The 8402-nt window shown below is 54.7% G+C and carries 5 protein-coding genes; all 5 read left to right on the top strand.

What is annotated here, in order from left to right; translation table 11 throughout:
• Positions 1–956 precede the first annotated feature (956 nt).
• Positions 957–2120 (top strand): alcohol dehydrogenase-like regulatory protein ErcA, encoded by a 1164-nt coding sequence (ercA, locus tag BUE18_RS26855; RefSeq protein WP_073479207.1) that lies wholly within the window; start codon positions 957–959, stop codon positions 2118–2120.
• Positions 2104–3375, top strand: coding sequence for a two-component system sensor histidine kinase NtrB (locus BUE18_RS26850; RefSeq protein WP_073479206.1), 1272 nt, complete (start codon positions 2104–2106; stop codon positions 3373–3375). Before ercA ends, BUE18_RS26850 begins: the two co-directional genes overlap by 17 nt.
• A 235-nt stretch (positions 3376–3610) precedes the next feature.
• A complete protein-coding gene (locus BUE18_RS26845; protein ID WP_073479205.1) occupies positions 3611–4399 on the top strand; it encodes a FadR/GntR family transcriptional regulator in 789 nt (262 codons plus the stop codon).
• Between the two features lies 1 nt (position 4400).
• Entirely contained in the window at positions 4401–5144 is a 744-nt protein-coding gene (locus BUE18_RS26840) for a V4R domain-containing protein (RefSeq protein ID WP_073479204.1), read from the top strand.
• A gap of 433 nt (positions 5145–5577) precedes the next feature.
• Positions 5578–8073: a pyruvate formate lyase family protein gene (locus BUE18_RS26835; RefSeq protein ID WP_073479203.1), complete on the top strand. Its 2496-nt coding sequence runs from the start codon at positions 5578–5580 to the stop codon at positions 8071–8073.
• Positions 8074–8402 lie beyond the last annotated feature (329 nt).

Genomic DNA, 8402 nt, shown 5'->3' with positions numbered 1-8402 from the left:
AATCAGCCGGGATAATAATTGATAACCACTTGAATTTAAGTGTCTTTAGTATGCATTCCCACGCACAGCATGGGAGCGAGAAAAGCACCGAAGGCGCCAAGGCCATAGGAGCTTTTAATTCCGTGCAGTCCGCGACCTCCGTGGTAAAAACAGGGTTTTGGAGGCAAAAAAAGCCCGCTTTGGGGGAGCGGGCTTGTGTTGTTTCCTAATGCGGAAAGGGTTCCTAAAGCGCCGTGAAGAACTGTTGGCCGAGCGCATTGGTCAGTAGTTTTTCACTCGAAGCGTTCGCCAGTCAGACCGGGCACGTACACCCAAGAACCCTTACGTAAAAGATAAGGCTTTGAGGCGTTTCGTCAAGAAAGAGCGGGCTTGATTTCGAAGGGGCAAGATACCTATTTCAAGCATTATGCCGGGCGCTCATATCATTAACGATGCAAAAACGGTTTTGGATGACATTTTTCGCCCGCCGTCCATCACCATTCCAATTATCGGTCCCGGCCGCTCCTTGTGCGCCATCGCCCATAAGCATCAAACTGCGATTCCTGGGCCACCCTAAAGCATACAACCGCGGAGACTGCGCGACGACGGGTGAGGAGACCTCGCCACTGCATTGCGCGGGGACCGCGGGGCTGCACCAACGCGGAGCGCATGTCCGTGCATTCCGGCGAGTCAGCGCCAGTTCCGGCCCCTGGACTGCACCTGGCCGCAATGATGGCAATAATTCTAACACGTTATTGTTTATAAGCGTCAAATCGTGTGTTTTTTTTAATTCACTTCAGGTTGAACGGTGTGTTATCCTGAATTTAATCAGTTTACACTGTTTTTCCTGCAAGTCTGAGCGGCCGCAAACCAAGTAAAGCGTCCGATTCCATTAAATCCGGGCCGCGTAATAAATCGTTTCACATGTTCTTACCATAAACCGCTGCGTCAGCCATTTCGGAACCAGGAGACCCTTTATGGAGCTCGATGTTTTGAATCTCAGAAAGTTTGTGGCCCCTGAAATTGTGTTCGGAAACGGCTCCCGCAAGCTGGCGGGCCAGTACGCCAGGCTTTACGGAGCGGGTAAGGTGTTTCTGGTTACGGACCCCGGGATCATAGAAACGGGCTGGGTCCAAGACGTCATAGCAAGCCTGGAGGCCGCCGGGCTTTCCTACGTCATGTTTTCGGACGTGTCCCCCAATCCCCGGACCTTTCAGGTCATGCAGGGGGCGGAGGAGTATCTGGCCAACAAATGTAAACTTATCGTAGCCGTGGGAGGCGGAAGCCCCATGGACTGCGCCAAAGCCATCGGCATTGTGGTCACCAACGGCAAGCATATTGTGGAGTTCGAAGGCGTGGACATGATTCCCGTGCCGGCGCCTCCGCTGATTTTAATCCCGACCACGGCGGGAAGCTCGGCCGACGTATCCCAGTTCTGCATCATATCGGACCAGGACAGGCTGTTGAAAATGGCCATTGTCAGCAAAACCATGGTCCCTGACGTGGCCCTGATAGACCCGGAAACCACCCATTCCATGGACGCCTATCTGACCGCCTGCACCGGGGTGGACGCTTTGGTTCACGCCATCGAGGCCTTTGTCTCCATGGGCAGCGGCCCCTTGACTGATCCCCACGCCTTGGACGCCATCCGGCTTATCGGAGAGCATTTGCCAAGCCTTGTCAACAATCTGCAAAACGTGGAACTGCGTGAAAAAATCATGCTGGCCAGCATGAAGGCGGGGCTGGCCTTTTCCAACGCCATCCTGGGCGCGGTCCACGCCATGTCCCACAGCCTGGGCGGCAGACTGGACCTGCCCCACGGGGAGTGCAACGCCATTTTGCTGGATCAGGTGATGGAATACAATTTCCCCCATGCCGAAGACAAATTCAGGGTGATAGCCGAACATCTGGGAATCGACTGCCGCGGCATGACAACCAGCAGCTTGAAAAACGCCTTGCTGCAAAAGGTGAGAGATTTAAAAAAGGAGGTGGGAATCGCCAAACGCCTGGGAGACACCGGCGTCAAAACCACGGACATCCCTTCTCTTGCGGCTAACGCGATCAAAGACGCCTGCATGGCGACCAATCCGGTGAAAGCGAACCAGCGGGATATTGAGGTAATTTATGAAGAATCACTCTGATGCGGACGTAAAACGGATCCAGAGCCTGCTGGGCTTTGGCGAGTTTTCCGCCCGAAAGAGTTATTACCCGGAACTGCAAAAAAGAATCGAGGAACTGGAAAAGCTCCAGAACCTCCTTTCCGGCATTATCAATTCCATGCCCTCGGCCCTCGTCGCCCTGGACGCTCAGGGCCGGGTTACCCAATGGAACGCCGAAGCGGAACGCTTGTCCGGCCTGAGTTCCTCCCAGGCCCTGGGAATGCCGGCCGTAGAGGCCCTCCCCCTGTTTAAGGAACACAGGGATTGGGTCCAAAAAGCCGTGCAGGAATCCGCCGTCAGCAAAAAGGAACGGATCAAAAGCGGAACCCAGGAAAACCCTAAATATTATGACGTGACCATTTATCCCCTTGTCCAGGATCATGTCAAAGGTTCGGTCATCCGGGTGGATGACGTCACCGAAAAGGTCCGCATCGAAGAAATTATGGTCCAGTCCGAAAAGATGCTGTCCATTGGCGGGCTGGCGGCCGGCATGGCCCACGAAATCAACAACCCCCTGGCCGGCATCCTCCACAACGCCCAGATTATAGCCTTCAGGCTGAGCAAGGAGCTGCGAAAAAACCACGAGATAGCCGCCCAATGCGGCGTCACCATGGACATCATCAGCGATTACGTAAGCCGAAGAAGCATCATGGATAAAATCCGGGACATCCGGACCTCCGGGGAGCGCGCCGCCGACATCGTCTCCAATATGCTCAGCTTCAGCCGCAAGACCGAAGCTGAGTTCGAGGCCCAGGACCTTCACGTCCTTTTGGATCACACCATCGAACTGGCTTCCAAGGATTACGACCTGAAAAAAAAATACGATTTCCGCCAAATCCGCATGACCAGAGACTACGCGCCCAATCTGCCGCATCTCCATTGCGTGGGCGGACAGATCCAGCAGGTGTTCCTCAACCTGCTCATCAACATCGCCCAGGCCATGAACGAGAACAAAGAACAGGAGCAGCCGCCCCAGATCACCCTCCGCACCGCCCTGGAGCCGGATATGATCCGCATCGAGGTGGAGGACAACGGGCCGGGCATGACCCCCTTTGTGAAAAAACGGATTTTCGAGCCTTTTTTCACCACAAAACGCCCCGGCAAAGGCACCGGCCTGGGCCTGGCCGTCTCGTACTTCATCGTCACCAAAACCCATCACGGAACCATGCACGTGGAATCCACCCCGGGCCAGGGCGCCACTTTCATCATCCGCCTGCCCCTGGCTCAATCCGAATGATTTTTTAAGAAGGATTTTTCCAAATTCCGGTTTTTTCCGCCTTTGCATGGTCCTGAAAATTCTGGCTGGACGATTTGGGCGATTTCCGGTCCTTGAATTAAGAGAAAACTTCCTTTGCGGCGAAAAACGTCCGGTTGATGAAATTCAACTGTTGATGAAATTCAACTTGACCTTCCGTGGAAAAACTGGAATATTGGTCCGACCAGTAACCCAGTAGACCAGTTGGGAGACTCCCATGTCATTCGACCCCATCAGAAAAAAATACCAGGACCAACAAAACGCCCCCGCTTTGTTCAAGCCCCTGGAAAAAACCGTCCGCACCTCCCAGGTGCTGGCCGGGGAAATCAGAAAATATATCGTCCAAGGCAAATTCAAACCCGGCCAAAGCCTGCCGTCGGAGCGGGATCTGGCGAAATCCTTTCAGGTTACGCGCACCGTGGTCAGGGAGGCGGTGCGGTCCCTGGAGCAGTTGCGGCTGGTTTCGGTGCGCCAGGGCGGCAAGATCAGGGTGCTGGATTATCTTGCCAGTGCAGGCATTGAATTTGCGGCGGACCTGCTGTTGGGCTCGGACGAGGAACCTTCGGAAATGATGAAGGATATCGCCGATGCCTGGTGGGTGATAGGCCGGGCCATGATGTTCTACGCCGTGGAAAATTTCAAAAGCGAGGACCTGGACGACCTGCTGGAAGCGGTCCTGGCTTATATCCGGGAGTCCGACAAAAAGCGCGGCGATTACAAGCGCCTGCAAGGGCTTGATTACGAAGTGCAAAACCGCCTCATGCGCTCCACCGGCAACCGGGCCATGATTCTTTTGCATAATTCCATGCGCCATGTGTATTCCCACGTGGCCGATCTTTTTACGCCCATTGTGCAAAACTCGGAGCACATTGCAGGCAACTACACCCGGCTGATGTATCATTTGTCCAAGAAGGACGTGAAAGGGGCGAAAAAGGTGTTTGAGTCGTATTTCAACCACGGCAGGGAAGCCCTGCGCCGCGGCGACGGCAATTTTTGGGAGGTTTAATATGGATAGCAAATCGTTGCAAATTAGGGCTTTATTAGGGGCCGTCGAGTTTCTGGAAAAGCATCCGCTATTGGTAAAAGCCTTTCTCAAGCCCGCGGCCAACGCTCCTTTCATTTCGTCAAAGTTGATGGTTCTGTTCCGGGCCTATATGGGCGCCACGGCCTTTGAAATTCACGACGTGGACATGAGCCGGGGCCGCATCGGCATTGGCGGGGTGGAGGAAATCATGGCCGGCGCCAAGATCGTCGAGCTTCTGCATCACACCCTGGACGAATGGCTTTCCCCGGGGGATAAAAAGCAAACTCTATACGAAATGGGAATCAAGCTCTGCACCTGGGAAGTGACCCAAGCCCTGGAAGGCGGCAGGTGGGCGCCGGCGGTGCTGGTTCCCTTGATCGCCCACGCGAAAATTTTCGATGAAATCCGAACGGACCCTGTAATGGCCCGATTTTTCGCAAAAACCATGGATATGATGTCCCGCCTGATAACCGACGAAGGCGGCTGGGGCCATCTGGAATTCGACTTTAATAAGGACCCCATGACCGTTACACTGCATCATTCCCAGGAAGCCGCCTGGCTGGGGCCTTCAGACGAGCCGGTCTGCCATTTTTACGCGGGCATCGTTGCCGGATACGCCGGAACTATCTCCGGAGAAACCGTGCTGGTGACAGAAAGGGAATGCGCCGCCTGCGGCGCCTCCGCCTGCGTGTTTGAATTGAAAAGGGCAGAAAAACTAAAAAGCTGAAAGAAAAAAATGTTGGGGGAAACTCTTTGAATATAGGGCGCCTGGATCAAAGCCTGACAAGTACGAAAATCCGGGGGACTTTTCACAGCGACGGTGTCGACATGTGGATAAAATTTCCCCCAAACCCCCTTCAAAAACTTTTAAATAGGAAGACGGAACGTTGGAGATACTTTGATGTCTCATTGGTCAACTATAGATTTAAACTTTTCAGCGAGCAACCAACCTGCGGTTCAGGAATTGCTGGACGCGCTTTTCAAGCAAGGCCGGACTGCGGAATGCTAAGTTAATGGGGTCAAATCTACGTTTGACGTTTGAGCCCACTCAAAGCGGGGCAAGCCCGCCATAAAATGACAGGCGGCTGGAACGCCATTGAATTAGTTGATTGAGAATCAACCACTGCATTACACCGATCATTCTATTGGAGGGAGCGTCCATGGCCATTCATCCTTTCAACCAGTGGTACAAAGATCATATCCTGACCGCGCCTTATGAAATCTGCATTGAGCGGGCCCGGTATTACACTCAGTCCTACCGGGAGACCGAGGGCATGCATCCTTCGCTGCGGGCCGCCAAGGCTTTGCACCTGACCCTGTCCAGCATGAGCCTGAGCATCCTGCAAGGCGAGCAGATCATCGGCAATCGATCCAGCAAGACGCTTGGCGTGGTCATTCCGGTGGAAAGGGGCGATGTGAACGCCATCCTGGAAATGGAGTTGGACTTTTTGCTGAAACGCAGGCGGCAGCCGTTTTCCATCGACCCGGACGATCGCCGGGAGCTGGAGGAGGATATACTGCCTTATTGGCGGGGCAGGACCGTGCGGGACCGGAAAAAGGTTCTGTGGAAGGAAAACGGGCTGAACTTCAAGCCGGCCGTGGATCCTTTAAGTTTGTATAAGCGCCACAAAAGTTTGGACTTGTCGAAAATCAAGAAGGCGGCCAAGGTCCCCGGGGGCGACGCCGCCTACGCTCTGAAAGGCATGAAGGAAATCCTGCATAACAACCCGGCCCTGGTCATGAACATTTTTGACGTGCAGGGGCATTTGATCCTGGGGATTAAGAATGTGCTGAGCCAGGGATTTTTAGGGATTAGGGAGCAGGCGGAGAAAGGCTTGGCCGAGGCAAAGGAAGCAGGCAAGGCGGATGACGCGGCTTTTTACGAGTCCGTGATAATCAGTTGCGAGGCGGCGAAAATCCTGGCCGAACGCCTGGCTCGCAAAGCCGAGGAGACGGCTTCGGAGGAAGACGATCCGGACCGGCAGCGGGAGCTATTGGCGGCCGCCAAGCGGTGCCGCCATTCTCCGTGGAATCCTCCCCGAACCTTTCACGAAGCGGTGCAGGCCATGTGGCTGATATTGCTGGGCGGGCTGGTTTCCCACGGCATGGTGGGCATTCTGGCCGTGGGGCGGCTGGATCAGTACTTGTATCCCTATTACGCAAAGGATGTTGAAAACGGCCTGATCGACCAGCCCCAGGCCGTGCGGCTCATGGAGGAGTTGCTTATCAAGCTGGGCGCCAACCTCATGATTTTGCCTTATGTGGGCAAGAACACGGGCAACGAGTTGGGCTCCGATTCCTGCGTCCCGACAATCGGCGGGGTGGACGACCAAGGCAGGGACGCGGTCAATCCCCTAACCTATGCGGTTTTGGAGGCCTTTGCAAACGTCAAGTCTCTGGGCAACAGCTTTACGGTGCGTTTGTCCCAGGAGTCTCCTCCGGAGTTCTGGCAAAAAGCCCTGGAGACGTATCGCGAAACGTCGGGCGCCGCCTTATTTAACGACGAAATCGTGGTTTCGGCCTTGCAGAATTGCGGCATGACCGTGGAGGACGCCCGGGATTACGGCGTGATCGGCTGCGTGGAGCCCACGGGCGACGGCGACGCTTTTGGATGCACCTCGGGCAATGATGTTTCGCTTTCCGCCGCCCTGGAAATGGCTTTGGGCGACGGCCATCTGCGGGTGATGGGCAAGGCCATCGGCCCCAGGACGGGCAATCCTAAAAAATTCAAGACATTCGATCAGGTTTTGGACGCCTTTAAAAAGCAGGTCGAGTTTATGGTGGACACCGTGGCCCGGGCCGTCAACCTGAAGGATCGGATATATATGGAGGAGTACCATAATCCTTATATTTCCTGCACGTTAAAAGGATGCCTGGACAACGCCCGGGATATGACCCAGGGCGGCGCCAAATACAATTTCGGGTCCATCAGCGGCCGCGGCATGGGAACCGCGGCGGACTCCCTGGCCGCCATCAAGTTTTTTGTATTCGATCAAAAGACCTTTTCCATGGCAAAAATCCTAAAAATGCTGGATTGCAATTTCAAGGGATATGACAAGGAGCGGGCCATGCTCGCCCATCGGGCGCCCGCGTTCGGCTCGGACGATCCTTACGCCGACGAGATCGCCAGGGAGGTGTGCGCGTTTTTCTGCAATACCGTGGCTTCCAAACAGACGCTCCGGGGAGGTCCGTTTAGGCCCAGCTTTTTCTCCTACGGCGTGCACGTCCTGGAAGGATTGTACATCGGGGCCACGCCCAACGGCAGGCTGGCCGGAACTCCGGTGTCAAACAGCCTCTCGCCCACCAACGGGTCGGAAAAGCAAGGCCCCACCGGTGTTCTTGGCTCTGTGGCCAAGCTGGATCACAGCCTGATTTCCAACGGAAGCTCGGTGAACATCAAGCTCATGCCGTCCATGTTCCAGGGCGAGGAGCGCCTGCAAAAAATGATCGGCCTAGTCAAAGGTTTTTTCGCATCAGGAGGCATGGAAGTGCAGCCCAACGTGGTTTCCAACCAAACCCTGCTGGACGCCCAAAAGCACCCGGAAAACTACCGGGATCTGGTCGTTCGCGTGTCCGGCTACTCCGCCTTTTTCACCGATCTCGGCAAACCCATCCAGGACGAAATTATCCAACGGACGGAGTTTGAAAGGCTATGAGAAAAGGGAAGAGATTCTTGGGGGATACTTTTTGAATATAGGGAGCCTGCATCAAAGCCTGAAATGTATGAAAATCCAAGGAATTTCCGGTAGCAACGGAGCCCACACGCGGATAAAAATTTCCCCCACCCCCCCTTGAAAAAACCTTTCAATCATGTGCTCCGAATCTATTGAGCCGCCGGGGGTATGCATGGACAGGCAAATGGGGCTTGTCCTTACACAGAAAACAACACTCGATGACATTGGGGCAAGGAGACCCTGCGCCCTAAGAAGACTAATTCATCCGAAAATGCATAAATAGCAATGTAGCGTCAGAGCTTGCCCTGCTC

Origin of the sequence: Desulfatibacillum alkenivorans DSM 16219 (assembly GCF_900142135.1) — a bacterium.
Taxonomy (GTDB): Bacteria; Desulfobacterota; Desulfobacteria; order Desulfobacterales; family Desulfatibacillaceae; genus Desulfatibacillum; species Desulfatibacillum alkenivorans.
This window is presented reverse-complemented; position numbering and strand designations above follow the sequence as displayed.

Coding starts and splice junctions, on each gene's coding strand:
- BUE18_RS26845 (WP_073479205.1), top strand. CDS start 3,611: ATGTCATTCGACCCCATCAGAAAAAAATACCAGGACCAACAAAACGCC.
- BUE18_RS26850 (WP_073479206.1), top strand. CDS start 2,104: ATGAAGAATCACTCTGATGCGGACGTAAAACGGATCCAGAGCCTGCTG.
- BUE18_RS26840 (WP_073479204.1), top strand. CDS start 4,401: ATGGATAGCAAATCGTTGCAAATTAGGGCTTTATTAGGGGCCGTCGAG.
- ercA (WP_073479207.1), top strand. CDS start 957: ATGGAGCTCGATGTTTTGAATCTCAGAAAGTTTGTGGCCCCTGAAATT.
- BUE18_RS26835 (WP_073479203.1), top strand. CDS start 5,578: ATGGCCATTCATCCTTTCAACCAGTGGTACAAAGATCATATCCTGACC.